The organism is Streptomyces sp. NPDC102467 (assembly GCF_044765445.1).
Taxonomy (GTDB): Bacteria; Actinomycetota; Actinomycetes; order Streptomycetales; family Streptomycetaceae; genus Streptomyces.
This window is the reverse complement of the sequence record NZ_JBIWKA010000012.1, coordinates 122,651-139,827: the sequence shown is the minus strand read 5'-3', so window position 1 is coordinate 139,827 and position 17,177 is coordinate 122,651. Positions and strand designations below refer to the sequence as shown.

Below are 17,177 nucleotides of genomic sequence, written 5' to 3'. Positions count from 1 at the left end.
GGGCCGTGGAAGCCGCGACCGACTTGGCCGACAGCAGAACGGCTCAAACCACCGCTCGCCGCAGCCTGATCGGCGCGTAGACGACGAGCGCGGTGCCGAAAGCGACGTAGTAGCCGAGGTCCGCGCCGTGGAGCGCTTCGGCCACGGGGCCGACGTAGAGGCTCGTGTTCATGAACGGGACAGTGGCGGCGAACGCCGCAAGGAACGCCAACAGGGCGGGCAGGAGCGGCTGTTGACGCCTCTGCTCCTCAGCGAGGTCGAGGGGGGCGCCGCGTCGCGCGCGGGCCCGGGCCAGCCAGTCGACGAGGACGACCGCGACGAAGCCGGGGATCCAGTACCCCACGAACAGGAGGACGTTCTGGAAGCGGGCGGCGGTGTCGGCGGCATGCATCCACAGCACCAGCGGGTACCCGAGGAGCGCGGCGAGTCCGGCGGCGAGCGGGCGTGGCAGGCGGGCGCCGATCACCTGGAGAGCCAGTGAACCGCTGTAGTCGTTCATCGCGTTGCTGCACAGCGCGGCCAGCGCCACGGCGAGGAGCCCGAGGGAGCCGATCACCCCGCCGCCGAGCAGCGTGTCGACGCCCTGCGCGGTCTGGTCGGTGAAGACCGAAGCGCCCCAGAGTCCGAGCGCCTGCACGGCGGTGAAGGAGACGACGACGCCCGCCAGCGTGCACCAGAACATGCGGGCCCGAGAGGTGGCGCGTGGCAGGTAGCGGCTGAAGTCGCTGGCGTACGGCGCCCAGGAGATGGCCAGACTCAGCGCGATGGTGGTCGTCAGGGCGAACGCGCCGAGACGGTCGGCGCCCTGCGCGCTCCCGTGGCCCGCGGGGGTGACGCCGGCGTGCGCCAGACGCAGCGCCAGGGCCCAGAAGGCGACCGCGAGGACGGCCGTCATCCACTTCTGCAGGCGGTGGATCGCCTCATAGCCCAGCGCGCCGAACGCACCCTGGGCGGCCATCATCACCAGTGCCCCCAGCCAGAACGGCCAGCCGCAGAGCCGGGCGAGCGCGTCTCCGCCGAACAGGCCGATGAGCGCGTCCCAGGCGATGGACGACAGCCATTGCAGAACGCCGGGTACCACGACTGCCCGGCCGAACGCCAGCCTCGCCAGGGGCAGTTGGCCCGCCCCGGTGCGGCTGCCCCACGTGCCGAGGTACGCGGTGGGCACGGCGCCGAGCAGGGTACCCAGGACCACGGCGGCCAGCGCGGTGGCGAAGTCCAGGCCCAGAGCGACGCCGACCGTACCGGTGAAGACTCCGCTCATCGTCAGGTTCGGCGCGAACCACACGGTGAAGAGCCGTCCGGCGCCGCCGTACCGGTGGTCCTCCGGGACGGGGGCGATCCCCCGCGCTTCCGGCCGCCAGTCCCCCGGCGCGGCGGGCATCCGCCCGTCGAAGGCGCCCGCGCCGTGCCGCTCGGCGGCTCGCGGGTCCGTGGAAGCGTGCGACATCGACATCGCTGACATCCCTCCGCCAGTGTTAACTGGTTCAGGTTCTACGGGTGTGATCTCAGCCCCGTCGCTGTCGCGGGGCACCCCGTGTCGGGCAGTACCGGTGCGAACAGTAGCCGCTCCGTCGGTGTGCGGTGGCGGCGCCCCCTCGTGCGGGCTCTGCGTGCGGGCTTCCCGCCGCCGCGCATAGGGTCGTGCGATGAAGACCATCGGGTTGATCGGCGGAATGAGCTGGGAGTCGACCGCGGAGTACTACCGGCTGCTGAACGAGCTGACCCGGGAGCGGTTGGGCGGACTGCACTCGGCGCGATGCGTGGTGTACTCCGTGGACTTCGCGGAGATCGAGCGGTTGCAGATCGAGGGCGGCTGGGAGCAGGCCGGTGAGATTCTCGCCGCGGCCGCCAGGTCCCTGGAGGCGGCCGGCGCCGACCTGCTGCTCCTGTGCACCAACACGATGCACAAGGTCGCCGATCAGGTGCAGGCGGCCACGGCCGTCCCCCTGATCCATCTGGCCGACGCGACGGCCGACGCCGTACGCGCGGCCGGTGTCCAGCGGGTCGGCCTGCTCGGCACCGCGTTCACGATGGAGCAGGAGTTCTACCGCGGCCGCCTCGAACAGGGCGGGCTCGACGTGCTCGTCCCCGACGACGCCGGGCGGGCGCTCGTCCACCGGGTGATCTACGAGGAGTTGTGCCTCGGCGAGGTGCTCGACGCGTCACGCGTCGCGTACCAGGACGTCATCGCCCGGCTCGTCGACGCCGGCGCTGAGGGGATCGTCCTGGGCTGTACCGAGATCGAGCTGCTGATCGGTGCCGGGGACAGTCCGGTCCCCGTGTTCCCCACGGCACGGCTGCACGCCGAAGCCGCCGTGCGGGCCGCGTCGGGCGACGGCGCGCCCTGAGCTCCTGTCCTTGAACGGCCCCGGCGGCCCCGGGGCAAAACCCTGTCCGTACGGACGGCCGGTGTCTCCCGGTTCAGGAAGCCGGCTCCCCCAGCTCTTCCGGAGCCGAGGCCCAGCAGGCCTCGATGGCGTCCGTGACGGTGTCGTGCAGGCCGCCCGCAAGCCGGCCCGCGCCCTCGGCGTGCAGCGCGGGGCGCGTGGCGGGGCTCGCGACGACGGCCAGGAAGCCTTCGTCCGGCAACGCCTCCGCGTCCAGGCTCGTCCGGACGAACTGCCGGACCCCGCCGGGCTCACAGCGCCCGGCTCCCCCGAAGTCGACCACGAAAAGCCGCTGCCCGGTGCCTGTCATGCGCGCCAGCAGGCCGCACAGTTCGGTGGCGGCGACGCCGTCGAACTCTCCGACGACCTCGACGACCAGGACGCCCCCGGCTTCCCAACGCGCCGGGAAACTCGCCCGCGCTCGCTCCATCCTCGACCCCTCAGCCCTGCGGGCCGCGCACCTGTCGCAGCCCGTGTGCGGTGCGCCTACCCAGGGCCCGGCGAGGCACGCCTCCCCTTCCTTCGGGCCGGATATCGGTGAACAGCAGCACCAAGAGGCGACAAAAGCGGCTTCCCACGTTTCGTCCGCACCGTGCAGGGGACTTCGTGCGGCGGCGGCTTACGCCCGAGTCCTTCCCGGGAGGGTTCGGCAGTGAGCTCGCCGCCCCGCTCTCCGCCGATCCGGCGGAGAGCGGGGTCCTTCACGGGTTGTTGCGGTGAGCCCACCGCGCCCGTCGCTCGGTGGGCTTGCCGGGCGCGGTACGGGGCAATCGAGCGGCATGAAGGCAGCGACGAAGAGATCTGCCCGGTACGTGGCCGTCGGGCTGGCGACGATCCCTCTCCTGGCGGCGTGCGGCGGGGCCGGCGGCGACGGTCGAACGCCCGCGGACGGTGCCGGGTCTGCGGCTTCGAACCTACGGCTGACCATCACCACGGACAACGGGGTGCGCCTGCGGCCCGCGGACGACGACCAGGTGGGCGTCGACCCGGCGGTGGCCCATCACTGGTCCCGGCAGGGCCGTACCCAGGTCCTGGATCTGTCGTGCAAGGGCCGCGACCATCCGGACCGGGAGTGCCCCCGCATGCCGGAGATCGACGTCCCCGCCGGCACGTCCGTGACGGTCACCGCCCGCAACGCCGGCATCGACGTCGCCGGAGTGAGCGGCCCTCTCGACCTGACCACCGTCAACGGCGATGTGGCGTTGGCCGGTTCGGGCCGGGGCGACGCCACGGTGCGGCTCGTCACCCGCAACGGCTCGGTGCGCGCGACAGCCGTACACGCCGCGGCACTGCGGGCCCGTACGGTCAACGGCGACGTCACACTCGGCTCCGCCACCGCCCCGCGCCGGCTCTCCGCGCGGACCGTCAACGGCTCGGTGGACGTCTCCGTTCCGCACGACTCTCCCGCCTACCGGGTGACCGCGGCCACGGACAACGGCCGTCCGATGATCACGGTCCCGGACGGTGGCGAGAACACCGGCCGGTCCGGCCAGACCGACCGGACCATGGAACTCACCACGGTGAACGGCGACGTGCGGGCCGCCCGCGACTAGGACATCTCCGAAATCTCCGGCTCGGGCCGGGGCCGCAGGCTCAGCACCAGTTCCCGGGGCAGACCGTGCGTGTCGTGCAGATAGTGCAGGTCCTCTTCGTCCAGCGTGCCCTGGAAGCGAGGACGGGCGAGCACCTGCCGCCCCCGCCGGAGCAGCCCGCCGAACCGGCGTTCCTCGTCGAGGAGCACCCTGCGCACCTCGTCCGGGTCCGTGGTCTGACGGAAGTGGTCCAGCGTGTGCGACACCAACTCGGCCGGGAGATCGCCGAGTTGACGCGAGGGGTCGTCACGCCACAGGACCGTCAGGGCGCGGCGCACCAGTCGTCGCAGCACATAGCCGCGGCCCGTGTTGCCCGGCCGCACGCCGTCCCCGATCACCACCACGGCCGAGCGCAGGTGATCGCAGACGAGGCGCAATGACGGTTCGTCGAGGTCCCACAGGCCGGGCACCCGGCGGCGCCACGGGGTGAAGACGTCGCCCTCGAACACCGAGTTCTTGCCCTGGAGCAGTGAGGCCAGCCGCTCCAGGCCGAGCCCGGTGTCGACGTTGCGCTGCGGCAGGGGCACCAGCGATCCGTCGGGAAGGCGGCGGTGCCGCATCATCACGTGGTTCCACACCTCGACCCAGCGGTCGTCGCGGGTGGGCGTCGACTGCGGCGGTGTGTCACCGGTCCAGATGAAGATCTCCGAGTCGGGGCCGCACGGGCCGGTCGGCCCGTTGGACCACCAGTTGTCCTCGACGGTGCGTTCCACCGGAACCCCGTGCCGCTGCCACATCTGCTCGGCGGCCGTGTCCGGGCCCACCTGCTCGTCGCCGCCGAAGACGGTGGCGTGGATCAGGCCAGGATCGACGCCGAACCCTTCGGTGAGCAGCCCGTATCCCCAGTCGAGGCTCTGGGGGCCTTCGTAGTCGCCGAGCGACCAGGTGCCGAGCATCTCGAAGACCGTCAGATGGGTGGGGTCGCCGACCTCCTCCAGGTCGGTGGTCCGCAGACAGCGCTGCACGTTGACCAGCCGCCTCCCCAGCTCGTGCGGCCGGCCCTCCAGGTACGGGGTGAGGGGGTGCATGCCGGACGTGGTGAAGAGGACGGGGTCGCCGGGCGGCGGGAGCAGCGTGGATCCGCTGATGCGGTGGTGGCCGCGCTCCTCGTAGTACTCGACGAACGTTCGGATGACGTCTTCGGTGTTCATGGGGGTGGCTCCTTCGCGACTGCGCGGGGAGGCACCGGACACGGGTCCGCACGATCACCGGAAACCGTACTGAAGGCTGAGGAACTGCCACGGAACCATCGGCGGGCCGTCTCCGGTCGCCGAGGGAAGAATGAAATACGTCAGGCGGCGGCAACCGGCGAGCTGGTCGCTCGCGCGGTTGCGGTGCTGCTTGGGCCGATGACGTTCATACGGACCAGGGTAACGCGGCCCACTCGGGAACACACCTGCTTTATAAGGCGTCTCACAGGGTCAGCGGCGGCCCTTGAGCCGCTCGATCCCCACGACGCCCAGAGCCGCCAGGCCGATCTGGATGGCCAGTTCGATCCAGTCGATGCCCCGGGTGTCGGCGACGTCGAACGCGACGGCGATGGCCGTGCCGATGAGCGCCGCGACGATGCCGACCAGGATCGTCCACAGCACTCCGATGTGCTGGCGGCCTGGGATGACGAGACGTCCGAAAACGCCGATCACGATGCCGATCACGATCGCGGTGAAGATGCCTGAGATCTCCATGTCTGCACGCCTTCCGTTGGCGAGGCAACTCTTCTGCGGAGCGGGACAGGTGAAGTCGGTCAGGTGTCACGTTCCCCGGCCGGAGGCCTTTGCGCTAGGCCTCCGGCCGGAGGACGTCGTCAGACGTTGACGCCGTAGTCCTGGGCGATTCCGCGCAGCCCCGACGCGTAACCCTGGCCGACGGCACGGAACTTCCACTCGTCATTGTTCCGGTACAGCTCGCCGAAGACCATGGCAGTCTCGGTCGAGGCGTCCTCGGAGAGGTCGTAGCGGGCGATCTCCTGGTTGTCGGCCTGGTTCACCACGCGGATGAACGCGTTGCGGACCTGGCCGAAGCTCTGGCCGCGGCTCTCCGCGTCGTGGATGGAGACCGGGAAGACGACCTTGTCGACGTGCGCGGGCACGGCCGCCAGGTTCACCTTGACCGACTCGTCGTCGCCCTCGCCCTCACCGGTGAGGTTGTCGCCGGTGTGCTCGACGGAGCCGTCCGAGCTGGTGAGGTTGTTGTAGAAGACGAAGTCGCGGTCGGACAGAACCCTGCCGTCCGCACCGCACAGCAGCGCCGAGGCGTCGAGGTCGTAATCCGCACCGGTGGTCGTGCGAACGTCCCAGCCCAGGCCGACCAGGACTGCGGTCAGGCCGGGCGCCTGCTTGCTGAGAGAGACATTGCCACCCTTGGCCAGGGAAACACCCACGGAAACTTCCTCCACATGTACGAGCCGGTCGGGTCGCCCCCCATTGTTCCATTACTTGCGCAATATCTAAAGCTTGATCGTCGCGCCGCGTACAGGGGGCACCGCGGGCCCGACCAGTTCCGACAGCACGTCCTCCATCGTCACGAAACCGATGACCGTTCCCCGGTCGCCGATGACGGCGGCGAGATGGCTCCCCTGGGCGCGCAGCGCGGTGAGCGTGTCGTCGAGCGGCGTGTCGATACGGACCCGGGTCAGCGGGTGCGGTGCCGCGCGCGGGAAGGGCAGGTCCCGGTCGGCGAGTCCGAGCGTGTCCTTGATGTGGAGGTAGCCGAGCAGTTCCGTCCCGCCCTTCTCGGTGACCGGGAAGCGGGAGAACCCGGCGCCCGCCGCGACGCGCTCCAGCTCCGCTGGGGTGATCTCCGCCGACACCGTACGCATACGCTGCGCGGGCACGACGATCTCACCGACGGGGCGTGTCCCCAACTCCAGTGCGTCCCGCAGCCGTTCGCCGTCGGCGGCGGACAGCAGACCGGCCGCGCTGGAGTCGAGCACCATACGTGCCAGCTGGTCGTCGGTGAACACGGCGTCGACCTCGTCCTTCGGCTCCACCTTCAGCAGCCGCAGGAGAGTGTTCGCGAAGGAGTTGATGCCGAAGACGAACGGCTTGAGCACGCGCGTGACGGCGACCAGGGCAGGACCGAGCAGCAGCGCGGTGCGTACGGGCGCGGCCAGCGCGATGTTCTTGGGGACCATTTCACCGAACAGCATGTGTGCGTACGTCGCCACGGTCAGGGCGATGACGAACGAGATCGGGTGCACGAGCGCGTGCGGCACCTGGACGGCTTCGAAGCCCGGTTCCAGGAGGTGCGCGATGGCGGGCTCGGCGACCGCGCCGAGGACCAACGACGAGACGGTGATGCCCAGTTGGGCCGTGGCCAGCATCGCGGAGATGTGTTCCAGGGCCCACAGGGTGGAGCGGGCCCGCTTGTCGCCTCCCTGAGCGCGCGGTTCGATCTGGCTGCGCCGTACGGAGATCAGCGAGAACTCGGCGCCGACGAAGAACGCGTTGCTGAGCAGCGTGAGCGCGCCGATGGCGAGCTGCAGGACGGACATCGTACTCATCGGGCGTCCTCCATCAACTGCTCAGCGGTGCCTGCCGGTTCGGGTGCGGTGATCCGGACCCGGTCGGCGCGGTGGTGGTCGACATCGAGCACGGCGAGCTGCCAGCCGTCGAGGTCGACCGTGTCGCCCCGGGCGGGGATGCGGGCGAGCCGGGAGGCGACAAGCCCGGCCACCGTCTCGTACGGGCCGTCGGGCGCGGCCAGTCCTATCGCGGCGAGCTGATCGATGCGGACGCCGCCGTCGGCATCCCATCTGGCCCGGCCGTCCGGGGCCGGGCCGGCGGGCTGCAGATCGGGCGTCTCGGCGGGGTCGTGCTCGTCCCGCACCTCTCCCACGACCTCCTCCACGATGTCCTCGACGGTGGCGACTCCGGCCGTGCCCCCGTACTCGTCGATGACGACGGCCATGGTCCGGGCCTCCCGCAGCCGCCGCAGAAGCCGGTCGGCGGGCAAGCTGTCCGGCACGAGCAGCGGCGGCGTGGCCAACTCGGTGACCGGGGTGAGCAGGCGCTTCTCGGGCTCCAGGGCGAGGGCGTCGCGGATGTGGACGGTGCCGATGACGTCGTCGAGGCTGTCACGGTAGACGGGGAAGCGGGACAGGCCGGTGGCGTGCGCGAGGTTCGCGGCATCGGCGGCCGTGGCGTGCGCCTCCAGTGCCTGTACGTCGACGCGGGGCGTCATGACGTTCTCGGCGCTCAGCTCGCCCAAATGCAGGGTGCGCACGAACAGTTCGGCCGAGTCGGCCTCCAGCGCGCCCGCGGCGGCGGAGTGCCGGGCGAGCGCGACGAGCTCTTCGGGGGTGCGTGCGGAGGCCAACTCCTCGGCGGGCTCCAGGCCGAAGCGGCGGACGAACCGGTTCGCCGTGTTGTTCAGGTGCCGGATGAACGGGCCGAACGCCGCCGTGAAGCCGCGCTGCGGCCCCGCGACGACCTTGGCCACGGCGACCGGACGGGCGATGGCCCAGTTCTTCGGCACCAGTTCACCCACGACCATGAGGATCACCGTGGACAGGGCCACGCCGAGCACGGAGGCGACCGACGGCGCGGCGCCGCCCAGACCGGCCGCCTCCAGGGGACCGCGCAGCAGCACGGCGAGCGAGGGCTCGGCGAGCATGCCGATCACCAACGACGTGACGGTTATGCCCAGTTGGGCGCCGGACAACTGGAACGTCAGGCGGCGCACGGCTTTCAGCGCCCCACCGGCGCCCCGCTCCCCCGCCTGCGCCGCACGCTCCAGATCGGCACGTTCGACGGTCGTCAGGGAGAACTCGGCCGCCACGAAGAGGGCGCACGCGAGGGTGAGGAGCAGTGCGAGCATCAGCAGCAGGATCTCGGTCACGACCCACTTTTCTCGTTCGGGGGATCGGCTGATCCCTGGCCGTCATCAGGCAACATATGCTTCTACGCGCCTGTAGAACGAAGGGCGCGGCACCGGTGTTCCCGACGCCCGCAAGCATCGCCGGAACTCTCGTGATCCCCGTACGCACTCAAGCGCAGACAAAGGAGTGAGCGCCTCGATGGTGTTCAAACGACTGCTCGGCTCGCTCGGCGTGGGCGGCCCCACCGTCGACACCGTCCTCGTCCCCGGGGCCACCGCGCCCGGCGGCACCCTTTCCGGTCAGGTCCATCTCAAGGGCGGCAGCGGTGACTTCGTCGTCGAACACCTCACGCTGGAGCTCGTCGCCCGCGCGGAGGCCGAGACCGACGAGGACGGGGCGGGCGAGAGCCACGGCGTCGTGGTCTTCGACCGGTTCGTGGTCGGCGGCGGGTTCCGGCTGACCGAGGGCGCCGAGCACAGCGTGCCGTTCAGCGTGGTGCTTCCCTGGGAGACGCCGATCACCGAGTTGTACGGGCAGCAGCTCGGCATCGTCCTCGGTCTGCGCACGGAACTCTCGGTCGCCGGAGCCAAGGACCAGGGCGACCTGGACCAGCTCGCCGTCGGCCCGCTTCCCGTACAGGAAGCCATCCTCGAAGCCTTCGGACAGCTCGGCTTCGGCTTCACTTCCGCCGATCTCGAATACGGCCGGATCGGTGGGACCGGCCAGCACCTCCCCTTCTACCAGGAGATCGAGCTGGCCCCACCGCCCCAGTACGCGCACGACGTAGCCGAGATCGAGGTGACCTTCCTCGCCACGCCCGGCGGCATGGAGGTCGTCCTGGAAGCGGACAAGCGCGGCGGCCTCTTCTCCTCAGGGGATGACGCGGTCACCCGGTTCACCGTCTCCCACGACGGCGTCCCGCACCAGGACTGGAACACGCTCGTTGACGGCTGGGTACGGCAGTTGATCGAGCACCGGTCCGCCTACGGCAGCCATGCCGCGTACGGGCAGAGCCACGGCGGCTACTACGAGGACCATCAGCACCATGACAGCGGCCACCGCTCCGGACCCGGCATGGGCACGGTCGTCGCCGCGGGCGCGGCCGGGCTCGCCGTGGGCGTCGTCGGGGGCATGGTCGCCGCCGAAGTCGTCGACGAGGTCGGGGACTTCTTCGAGGGGGAGGACACAGACGAAGGCGACTCAGGCGACGAGGGCGACGAGGACTGAGCGTTCGGCGCCGCACAAAGTTCTGTCCGACCCCTTCTGCGTACCGACTGGTCGGTACTAGCCTCGCGCCGGCGAGCACGCGCTGTGGCGTGCGGCTGACCAGCACTGGGAGGCAAGGTGTCGATTTCGCCACCGGCGACGACAGGGCCCCGCACGACAACGGCACCCTCGGCGCTGCGGGACCTGGGCAGACGACGGCTCGACCGCTACCCCGAACGCGGCGCGAGGTATTGGTACTTGGGCATCGTCGTGCTCGTCACGATCGTTCTCTACTACCAGCTGTACATTCAGTACGCGGTGTCGACTGCCATCATCGGCGAGTACGACATGACGTTCCTGTACTTCGTGTACATCTCGGTGGCCGCCAACGCGGTGGGCGCGTTCTCCTCGCTGGTGGCCGGCCTCGCCGACCGCTGGGGCCGGGCGAACATCGTGGTCTACGGTCTCCTGGCGGTCGGCCTGCTCACCACGTTCGCGCTGCCGAACGCGCCCGGCAAGGTGAGCTATCTGCTCGTCTACTCGGCCGTCGCGCTGGTCGAGGGCATGATCCTGGTGGCCACCCCGGCGCTCATCCGTGACTTCTCGCCGCAGCTGGGCCGCGCCTCGGCCATGGGCTACTGGACCATGGGCCCGATCATCGGCAGCCTCGTGGTCACCGCCGTCACCTCGCGCACGTACGGCGGCGGCACCACCTGGCAGGACGAGATCCGCTTCGCCGGGATCAGCGGCCTGGTCCTGTTCGTGGTCGCCCTGTTCGGGCTGCGGGAGCTCGCCCCTGCGCTCCGCGACCAGATCATGGTGAGCCTGCGCGACCGTGCGCTGGTCGAGGCACGGGCCAAGGGGATCGACACGGACACGGCGCTGGGCGGCCAGTGGCGGCAGATGCTGCGCCTCGACGTCATCGGCTCCGCCGTCGCGATCAGTCTCTACCTGCTTCTCTACTACGCCGCGGTCGGCAACTTCGTGCTCTACTTCGCGACGACCTTCGGCTACTCGGCGCAGCGCGCGAACGCGCTCCTCAACTGGTACTGGGGAGCGAACGCGATCTCTCTCGTCGTCGCGGGCCTGCTCTCCGACCGGCTGCGCGTCCGCAAGCCGTTCATGCTGCTCGGCGGGCTCGGATCCATCGGCTTCACCCTGTGGTTCACCCTGCGGGCCACGGAAGCGCACACCGGCTACTACACGTTCGCCATGATCGTCGCGGGCATCGGCGTGACCAGCGGCATCGCCTACTCCCCCTGGATGGCGAGCTTCACCGAGACCGTAGAACGGCACAACCCGGCCGCCACCGCGACGGGCCTCGCCATCTGGGGCTGGACCGTCCGCATCACGGTGGCCCTGTCCGCCGCCTTCATCCCCCTCGTGGTGAACACCGTGACCCCGCTGATCGAGCACGGCCCCGCGGTCGAGCAGGCCTCGGTCCGGGCGGCCCCGGCGCTCGCGGTGACGGAGGCACACCCGAAGCTCTTCGAGGAACTCGGCGCCTACGCCCCGGACAAGGTGCCCGCCTCCCTGCTCGCCCGCGCGGAGAAGGAGGTCGGCGCCGAGCAGCTGCGTACCGTGCAGAAGGCGGCTCCGCAGCTGAAGATCCTGCGGGAGCACGGGGCCGAGGTGGCGCGAGCCAGTGCCGACAACCCGGGCAAGTGGCAGACGTGGTGGTGGGTGTGTCTGGGCGGGCAGGTGCTGTTCCTGCCGTTCGTCTTCGTCATGACCGGACGCTGGCGGACACGCGACGCCCGCCGCGATCTCGAGGCCCACGAGGAGGCTGTGGCCCGGCAGGTCGCCGAGCTGCGGGACGGCGCCGACAGCGCCGGCAACGCGGTCAGCGCGGACCGCACGGACGGCGCACAGGAAGGACGTACCGCATGAGCGGCCCCACCCGGCTCCACGAACTCACGGCGCTCGAACAGGCCGCCGCCGTCCGCAAGGGTGAGGTGGGCGTCGTGGAACTCGTACGCCATCACCTCGCTCGCGTCGAGCAGTTCGACGAGCGCTACGGCGCCTTCGTGACGCGGACACCCGAGGCCGCACTGTCGGAGGCGGCCGCTCTCCAGGACCGGCTCCACGGGTCGGCGTTGTGCGGCGTGCCGACCGCGGTCAAGGACCTCGTGGACACGGCCGGTGTCCCGACCACGTACGGGTCGAAGGCCTTCGCCGACCATGTGCCCACCGTCGACGCGCACAGCGTGACCCGGATGCGCGCGGCGGGCACGATCAGCCTCGGCAAGACCAACACACCTGAGTTCGGGTGCTGTTGCTACACCGACAACGATCTCGTGGGCCCGGCCCGCAACCCCTGGGACCCGGAACTCTCCGCCGGGGGATCCAGCGGCGGGGCCGCGGTCGCCGTCGCGCTCGGCCTGGTCCCCGTCGCACACGCCAGTGACGGCGGCGGTTCCATCCGGATCCCGGCGAGCGTCTGCGGCCTGTTCGGCATCAAACCCTCCCGCGGTCGCGTCAGTTCGGGCCCGGCCGGCGCCGAGGTCACGGGTCTTTCCGTACAAGGACCGCTGTCGCGCACGGTGCGGGACGCGGCGGCTCTGCTCGACGTGCTGGCCGGCCCCGAGCCGGGCGATCCCCATGGGGCGGCGCCGCTGCCGGACGGCGAGACGTTCCTCGGCCACGCCGACCGCTCCCCCGGCAGGCTGCGTATCGGCCGGTACGCGACACCCGCCGCCGAGGGCCTGACGGTGGACCCTGCGTGCCTCGCGGCCTGGGAGCACGCGTCACGGCTGCTGGAGGAGCTCGGGCACGTCGTGGAGGACATGCCGACGCCGTTCGGTCCCGAGATCACCGAGCATTTCGTGACGGCGTGGAGCGTGCAGTCGCTCGGGCATCCGTTGGACGCCGGGCGGGAGGCACTGCTGCGGCCGGTGACCCGGGCCTGGCGGGAGTACGGGCGCGGGGTGTCGGGCGAGCAGTTCGCGGCGGCCGTCACCGGGATGCAGCGCGCGGCGCGGCGCGCGATCGTGGCGACGCGGCCGTACGACGTCGTGCTCACCCCCACGCTGGCGACGCTGCCGCGAGCCGTCGAGTACTTCGACGAATCGGGCGACCCGCTGGTCAACCTGCACCGGCAGAGCGCGTTCAGCGCCTTCACCAGCCCGTACAACATGACGGGCCAGCCGGCCGTCGGTCTCCCCCTGTACTGGACCGAGGGAGACCACCTCCCTGTCGGCGTCTCGCTGGTCGGCCGCCCCGCCGACGAGGCCACCCTGATCGCCCTCAGCGCCCAGCTGGAGGAAGCCGCTCCCTGGCGCGACCGGTACGCGCGGCTGCCGGTGTCGTGAGGACGGGCGGTGCCGTGAGAACGGCCGGTGGACCCGGACGTCGATATTCCGTGACACACCGAACGGGTCTGTGACGCGCCGGAGGACAACGGTCCACAGGCTCCGCGGGTCGTATGTGATGTGGACGGCGCCTCACCCGGCGCCGCTCCGTCAGGGTTCGAACAAGCGGACCCGCGCGACGACTTGGGGGAGATCATGGCGATGAGCCGACAGACGAAGGTGCGGGGAGCGGCGGTTGCCGTGGCGATGGCAGCGGCGGGAGCGGCCGTCACCGTGCAGCCCGCCGCGGCCGCCGCCGACGGCCCCCGCTTCCTGGCACCGGCCGAGCTGCCGCCCCACCCCGCCTCGAAGTGGTTCGCGGGACCGGTGACGGCCGGACAGCCGGACCCGCTGCCGTTGTGTGTGGGAGAGGCGCTGCCGTCCACGTCGGTGCACCGCGTCTTCCGTACGGACTACGACACGGGCGCGCTACAGGTGACGGTGGTCGAGCGGAGCACGCAGCGGGCGAAGGCCTTCGCGGCGCTGCTGCGCGAGAAGCTCGACGCCTGCGCCACGACGGTGATGAACGAGCAGCCCGACATCACCGCGACCCAGAAGTACTACGGGCGGGTGGCCGTCGAGGACGGCGCGTACGTCTACGGGGTCCACACCGAGTCGACGGGGGGCGCCTCCGATATCAACCTCTTCTCGGTCGGGCGGGACGGCACGGCGGTGACGGTCGTCCAGTGGGGTCAACTGGGCGGTTACGAGGGTGCGCCGGTCGCCAGCTTCAAGAAGACGACCGCGACGGCGGTGCGCAAACTGCAGTGACGTAGCCCACACCATGAGGCGTGTGTGACCGGGTAGGCGGGAGCGAGCTCGCCTGGACAGGTCCAGGGAGAACCACAAGAAGCACCGACCCTGGGAGGTAGCGATGTCCTCGAAGCGACGCCGTAAGAAGAAGGCCCGCCGCAAGAACGGCGCCAACCACGGCAGCCGTCCCCAGTCCTAGGGGCGCGCAGTCGAGGCGGGGCGGCACATTACGTGCCGCCCCGCCCCTTTTTTTCTCGCATATTTTTCTATTGCGCGCACAACCATTTCAACCCCACCGCTCTCCCCTGCCCGGCGGCAACAAAGACAAAGTTTCTTTGGATTTACTGGAACTGGCTCGGCGAATTGCGCATCTTAAGCTGTGTCCAAGCAAACACGCAGTAGACGCAGTACGGGGAAGGCACATCAGATGCGCAAAAACATTCGCACCCGTTTCATCGCCGCCGGAGGCGTCGCCGCCGCTCTGACGCTGGCGGCCGTCACTCCCGCGCTGGCCGGACCGACCAGCAGCGGGACGCAGAGCGTCGCGGCGGCCGCTACCGCCCCGCAAGGCGATCCGCGCAGCACCACGAACCGTGTCAGCAATTTCTATGGCGCATACATCGACGCCGTGTGGGACAACGAGGACGCGGGGTCCGCCGCCGACGCCAAGGCACTTCGCGCTTTCTATCTGTCCGCCGCCGCACAGAAGAAGGTCGCCGCTTTCGAGGCGCGGGAACACGCGGACGGAATCCTCTTCGCGCAGAACGTTCCGGTGAAGTGGGCGGTGACGTACACGGGGTCGGGGGCCGGGCATTCCACGGCGCTGGTGACGCTCACGTGGAGCGACGGAAAGAATCCCGAAATCACCAAGATCAAGGTCCAGTCCGATCTGGCCACCCGGAAGATCACGGACCTGGCGCCGGCCGAGTGACCGCCTCAGCCCCGGGGAAGGTCCCTAGTCCGGCACGACGAAGTCGCACCATACGGCCTTGCCCTCGCCCCGGGGTTCGACTCCCCAGCGCGACGCGATCGCCTCCACCATGAGCAGTCCGCGGCCGGAGGTGGCGGTCTCCCCCGGAGACTTTCTGCGGGGGCGGGTGCTGGAGCGGTCCTTCACCCACAGGCGGACCCGGCACGGCGGGCCGGAGAGCACCTCAAGGGTGAGGATGGCGCCTCCCTCGGTGTGGAGCAGGGCGTTGACGAGGAGTTCGCCCGCCGCGACTTCGACATCGTCGGCCACCGCCCCGAGGCCCCACTGTGCGAGGTGTTCCCGCAGCGCGGCCCGCGTGTCCGCGAGCCCTTCGGGGTCGGCCTGGTGGACGTACCGGTGGATACGCGGCTCCTGCGGTGTCCCGGGATCGGGGAGTCGCCGCAGCACCAGGAGCGCCACATCGTCACTGCTGCCCCAGCGCTCCCACAGTGCGCGTGAGAGGTGGTCCGCCAGTTCCTCGGCCGGCTCGGGGCCTGCGCGCAGCACCTCCGCCAGATTCTGGATACCGGTGTCGAGGTCGAGACCGGAGTCCTCCACGAGCCCGTCCGTGCACAGCACCAGGGTCTCGCCCGGCACGAGGTCGAGCCGTACTTCGGGGTAGTCCTCCATGCCGAAGTCGGTGGCCAGTCCCAGCGGGAGCCCGCCACGGACCCGCGGCACGCCGACCTGGCCGTCGACGTGCCGCACGAGGGGCGGCAGATGTCCGGCCCGCACCGCGCGCACGATGCCGGTGGCGGGGTCGAACTGGGCGTAGGTACAGGTGGCGAAGCGCTCGGTGTCCAGCTCGGCCAGGAACCGGGAGGCGCGGGAGAGCACCGTCGCGGGCGCGTGTCCCTCGCCGGCGAAGGCGCGCAGGGCGATGCGCAGCTGCCCCATGATGGCCGCGGCATGGGTGTCGTGTCCCTGTACGTCGCCGACGACCACGCCGATGCGCCCGCGGGGCAGGGTGATGACGTCGTAGAAGTCGCCGCCGACGTCACGTCCGCCCCAGGCGGCGTGGTAGCGCACGGCGACCTCGGCGTCCGCGACCTCGGGAATGCCGCGCGGCAACATCGTGGCCTGCAGGCTCTTGGCGAGGTCCCGTTCCTCGTCGAACAGCATGGCGCGCTGCAGCGACTGGGCGACGATGCCGGAGAGACCGATGCAGAGGTTGCGGTCCGCGTCGGTGAATTCCTTGCGGCCGCGGTAGAAGAGCGCGAGCCCGCCGATGGCGCGGTCCTGCGCGACCAGGGGCAAGAACGCCGCCGAGTCCAGCTTCATCTGTTCCATGTAGGGCCCGAGACGGGTGAAGTTCCGGGCCCGCGTGGGCAATGAGCCGACGAAGCGGGGCCGGCGGGTCATGACGGCTTCGGCCAGCGGCAGAGAGGAGTCGACTTTGTGCAGCTTGAGTTCGTCGAGGGCCTGCATCGTCTGTCCCACGAGGGCGATCAGCTTCAGGTGATCGCCCTCGACGAGACCCAGCACGAGGCCGTCGGCGGCGAACCGGTCGAGGCCGCTCGCCCCGGAGAGCACGGCCACCACGTCGTCGACGGTGACAGCGCGGGAAAGCGCGTCCGTGGTGCCCTGCACCATGAGGGCGATGCCCTGGCGGCGCTCGTCCCTGGGCTCGACGGCCGCGAGCTCCGCTCCGTCGTCCGCGGCCGTACGGATCACGCCCACGGCGCGTACGGGCCGCCCTTCCGTGTCGCGCAGGATGCGTCCACGGACGTGGTCGAGGTGGAGTGTGCCGTCGCGGCGGCGGAGCCGGAAGTAGACGCCGTAGCAGTCGGCGCCGGAGGTGATCGCCTCCGTGACGGCGAAGGTGATCCGCACCATCTCCTCGGAGGGCACGCGCTCCTGCAGCGAGGCGACGGTGCCGCCGAACTCGCCGGGAAGCAGGTCGAACAGCTCGAGAGCACTCGCGTCGAGGCTGACCTCTCCGCTGTCCAGATCCCAGTCGAAACTGCCCGTGCCGGTCAGGGACATGCGCTGTTCCGGACCGATGGATGACTTCCTGGCTGGTGTCATGGCTGTCTCCGGTACCCCGTTCGGCCACCATAAGCGCCGCGTACGCGAAGTGCGCGGCCACCTTGCTCC

At 70.6% G+C, this 17,177-nt stretch carries 16 protein-coding genes and 1 riboswitch; of the genes, 8 read left to right on the top strand and 8 right to left on the bottom strand.

The features are described 5' to 3' along the window. Nucleotides 1-43 precede the first annotated feature (43 nt). On the bottom strand, nucleotides 44-1,456 hold the full coding sequence (locus tag ACIREE_RS25525) for a purine-cytosine permease family protein (RefSeq protein WP_404156457.1): 1,413 nt from the start codon (nucleotides 1,454-1,456) through the stop codon (nucleotides 44-46). Further along, nucleotides 1,448-1,548, bottom strand: a riboswitch (TPP riboswitch). It overlaps the preceding gene by 9 nt. A gap of 101 nt (nucleotides 1,549-1,649) precedes the next feature. Here ACIREE_RS25525 and ACIREE_RS25520 point away from each other — a divergent pair. Then, the gene (locus ACIREE_RS25520; RefSeq protein WP_404156454.1) at nucleotides 1,650-2,351 is read left to right on the top strand and encodes an aspartate/glutamate racemase family protein; all 702 of its coding nucleotides are present in this window, start codon (nucleotides 1,650-1,652) and stop codon (nucleotides 2,349-2,351) included. A 73-nt stretch (nucleotides 2,352-2,424) separates the two neighbouring features. On the opposite strand, the gene ACIREE_RS25515 is transcribed toward ACIREE_RS25520, so the two are convergent. Continuing rightward, on the bottom strand, nucleotides 2,425-2,820 hold the full coding sequence (locus ACIREE_RS25515) for a hypothetical protein (protein ID WP_404156451.1): 396 nt from the start codon (nucleotides 2,818-2,820) through the stop codon (nucleotides 2,425-2,427). A 349-nt stretch (nucleotides 2,821-3,169) separates the two neighbouring features. Between ACIREE_RS25515 and ACIREE_RS25510 the strand changes: the two genes are divergently transcribed. After that, the gene (locus ACIREE_RS25510; RefSeq protein ID WP_404156448.1) at nucleotides 3,170-3,943 is read left to right on the top strand and encodes a DUF4097 family beta strand repeat-containing protein; all 774 of its coding nucleotides are present in this window, start codon (nucleotides 3,170-3,172) and stop codon (nucleotides 3,941-3,943) included. On the opposite strand, the gene ACIREE_RS25505 is transcribed toward ACIREE_RS25510, so the two are convergent. The 5 genes from ACIREE_RS25505 to ACIREE_RS25485 all read right to left on the bottom strand — a co-directional run bounded on the left by ACIREE_RS25505 (nucleotide 3,940) and on the right by ACIREE_RS25485 (nucleotide 8,821). Beyond that, on the bottom strand, nucleotides 3,940-5,133 hold the full coding sequence (locus ACIREE_RS25505) for an alanine--tRNA ligase-related protein (RefSeq protein ID WP_404156446.1): 1,194 nt from the start codon (nucleotides 5,131-5,133) through the stop codon (nucleotides 3,940-3,942). The genes ACIREE_RS25510 and ACIREE_RS25505 overlap by 4 nt on opposite strands. A 270-nt stretch (nucleotides 5,134-5,403) precedes the next feature. Beyond that, a complete protein-coding gene (locus ACIREE_RS25500; protein ID WP_404156444.1) occupies nucleotides 5,404-5,667 on the bottom strand; it encodes a GlsB/YeaQ/YmgE family stress response membrane protein in 264 nt (87 codons plus the stop codon). A 119-nt stretch (nucleotides 5,668-5,786) separates the two neighbouring features. Further along, nucleotides 5,787-6,362, bottom strand: a complete 576-nt coding sequence (locus tag ACIREE_RS25495; protein WP_404156441.1) for a TerD family protein — start codon at nucleotides 6,360-6,362, stop codon at nucleotides 5,787-5,789. 66 nt (nucleotides 6,363-6,428) lie between these two features. Next, a complete protein-coding gene (locus ACIREE_RS25490; protein ID WP_404156934.1) occupies nucleotides 6,429-7,475 on the bottom strand; it encodes a hemolysin family protein in 1,047 nt (348 codons plus the stop codon). A 5-nt stretch (nucleotides 7,476-7,480) separates the two neighbouring features. Continuing rightward, nucleotides 7,481-8,821 (bottom strand): hemolysin family protein, encoded by a 1,341-nt coding sequence (locus tag ACIREE_RS25485; RefSeq protein WP_404156438.1) that lies wholly within the window; start codon nucleotides 8,819-8,821, stop codon nucleotides 7,481-7,483. 178 nt (nucleotides 8,822-8,999) lie between these two features. On the opposite strand from ACIREE_RS25485, the gene ACIREE_RS25480 reads away from it, so the two are divergent. From ACIREE_RS25480 to ACIREE_RS25455, 6 genes are all read left to right on the top strand, one after another. Beyond that, complete coding sequence (locus tag ACIREE_RS25480; protein ID WP_404156435.1) at nucleotides 9,000-10,028, top strand: sporulation protein; 1,029 nt, start codon at nucleotides 9,000-9,002, stop codon at nucleotides 10,026-10,028. A gap of 117 nt (nucleotides 10,029-10,145) precedes the next feature. Next, on the top strand, nucleotides 10,146-11,897 hold the full coding sequence (locus ACIREE_RS25475) for an MFS transporter (RefSeq protein ID WP_404156432.1): 1,752 nt from the start codon (nucleotides 10,146-10,148) through the stop codon (nucleotides 11,895-11,897). Beyond that, entirely contained in the window at nucleotides 11,894-13,318 is a 1,425-nt protein-coding gene (locus tag ACIREE_RS25470) for an amidase (RefSeq protein ID WP_404156429.1), read from the top strand. The genes ACIREE_RS25475 and ACIREE_RS25470 overlap by 4 nt, the downstream gene beginning before the upstream one ends. Nucleotides 13,319-13,513: 195 nt before the next feature. Beyond that, complete coding sequence (locus ACIREE_RS25465; protein WP_404156426.1) at nucleotides 13,514-14,128, top strand: hypothetical protein; 615 nt, start codon at nucleotides 13,514-13,516, stop codon at nucleotides 14,126-14,128. A gap of 103 nt (nucleotides 14,129-14,231) precedes the next feature. Next, entirely contained in the window at nucleotides 14,232-14,309 is a 78-nt protein-coding gene (locus ACIREE_RS25460; RefSeq protein ID WP_370443954.1) for a 50S ribosomal protein bL37, read from the top strand. 228 nt (nucleotides 14,310-14,537) lie between these two features. Continuing rightward, complete coding sequence (locus tag ACIREE_RS25455) at nucleotides 14,538-15,041, top strand: hypothetical protein (RefSeq protein ID WP_404156423.1); 504 nt, start codon at nucleotides 14,538-14,540, stop codon at nucleotides 15,039-15,041. Between the two features lie 24 nt (nucleotides 15,042-15,065). Here ACIREE_RS25455 and ACIREE_RS25450 read toward each other — a convergent pair whose 3' ends face one another. Then, nucleotides 15,066-17,108: a SpoIIE family protein phosphatase gene (locus ACIREE_RS25450; RefSeq protein WP_404156420.1), complete on the bottom strand. Its 2,043-nt coding sequence runs from the start codon at nucleotides 17,106-17,108 to the stop codon at nucleotides 15,066-15,068. Between the last annotated feature and the right edge of the window lie 69 nt (nucleotides 17,109-17,177).